This window comes from Microcoleus sp. C2D2, from assembly GCF_036702495.1.
Classification (GTDB): domain Bacteria; phylum Cyanobacteriota; class Cyanobacteriia; order Cyanobacteriales; family Microcoleaceae; genus Microcoleus.
On sequence record NZ_JAUBTO010000358.1, the window covers coordinates 1 to 1,940 of the forward strand.

General features: G+C 41.8%; 1 protein-coding gene. It reads right to left on the reverse strand.

All coding sequences use genetic code 11. The features are described from left to right. Positions 1–1,940, reverse strand: a 1,940-nt coding sequence (locus QUB61_RS39120; RefSeq protein WP_445300343.1) for an ATP-binding protein, incomplete at both ends; no start/stop codon positions are given.

Below are 1,940 nucleotides of genomic sequence, written 5' to 3' on the forward strand. Positions count from 1 at the left end.
TCTTTGGCAAGGGCAATAGCCTTGTCGTACATCTCGATCGCTTCTAGTTTTTGACCCAAAACTCGATGTCTTTCTGCCTCTACTAAATAGAATTTGTGCAGATGATTCATGGGGGCATGATGCGCCCATTTCTGCATTTTTTCTTGATTAGCTTGTACGCGATCGAGAATTTCTTGTTGCTCTGACTCTGGGCTGTAGGGATACACCGTTAGCCGTACTAAAGAATCGTAAAAATGGAAAATAGGAACAACGGGCAATCCTACTATTGCGTCTAAATATTTCTCTGCTATAGCAATATTCTCAATTGCTTGAGAGGATTTTTCAAACAAATAACAAAGTAAAATTTTATTCAAATATAAGTAGAAAATTCCAGTTTTATCATTGGCTTGCTGGTGCAACGGTAACTTTATATGCTCGTCGTATGCTTCACCTTGGAGACGGCAGGGATCTTCGCTTCTTCCGAGTAGATTCAAGACAGCCTGCCAATAGATTTCGTGAAAATGAAGTGCTGTTTCTTGCTTAATTTTATGAACGGCATCTCTGTAAGTTGCCATCTCTCTTTCAAGTCCAGTCAGTTCTTTGCCGCTAAAGTAGGCGAAATAAGAGTAGGCTATTAGACCAAAGGCAGCAAATTCTAAATCTCCCGTCTCTATGCCACTAGCGTAAGCTGATACCAAAGGTTCTAAAGTTTCTGCGAAATGTTCTTTCCAATGTCGGGTACATATATTGACCATAACGACTGTCCTGGCTTGGATTTCTTTGGCATTCAACTTCGACAGTAGATTTAAAGCCAATTGACCGAACTTATAACCCGAGTCAATATCACCCACAACCCCACAAAGAAGAAGACCATAATTGGCATAAGCAAACGGAGACACAGAAGCATTGCCATATTGGACAGATAAATCTACTTGTTTGCACAACGTCACAGGCAACAGTTGTGGGGCAGCGATATATGCAGGAGCAAAGATACTTGATAAAAGTCTCATGGCTGCTAATTTATAGGGCTCGGACATTTGAGGTAGGTCAACTAAATCCTCAATTTGCTTACCATTCAAAATTGCCGCAGTTTCCCCTAATGCCTGCCCAATATCTGAGGGGTTAGGCTGAGAAGGAAACTCTACCCCTAACAGCTTTAAAACCTCTAACGCTGTATTAACTGCATCAATTAGCTTGTTCTGCGACACATAAGCTTGAATCTGGACTTCATAAACTTTGATTTTGTCCAATAGGGTTTTGGCACAGTTTTGCACAACCTCAGCTAATTTCTGCATCCGGTCAAAATCACCACTCAGAAATGCTGCCTCTGCTGCTTCCTCATGCAGTGCTAATGGCAGTTCGTAATGATGAGTCCAGCTAGAATTTGCTAGCAGTCCCAAACCTGCTTGCAAATATTCGGTAGCCGCAGCATAAGCCGTTGCTGCTTTAGCTTTTTGACCAGCCATTAAATTTAGTTTGGCAATTTCAGTGCGTTCGGATTCGTCGCTAACCCGTTCAATTCCTAAATTAAGATGATCGACGATCGCAAATATCTCTTCCCCTCGTTTCTCTGGCGAGGTATTTTGCCAGAGTAGGCGACCGATTTGTAAGTGAACTGTTTTTTTAGAAGATTCCTCAATCAAAGCATAAGCTGCTTGTTGCACGCGATCGTGCAAAAACTTGTAAGTAGTAATAACGAGATGAGATTGAACGATTTCTTCTTCTGTTACCCCGAGTTCAGAAGTGGCTAAAATTAATCCATCTTGGATCGCGGGCAATAGCTCTTGAAAAGTTTCGGCGGTAGATTTTTCGTTGACTATCGAGAGAGTATTTAAGTCAAAACTATTGCCCACACAAGCGGCTAACCGTAAAACCTGCTGAGTGGAATCTGGCATTTTTCTCAATTTACCGACCATCAACTCAACGACGTTATCGGTAATCCCTACGGCTTCAATTTCTGA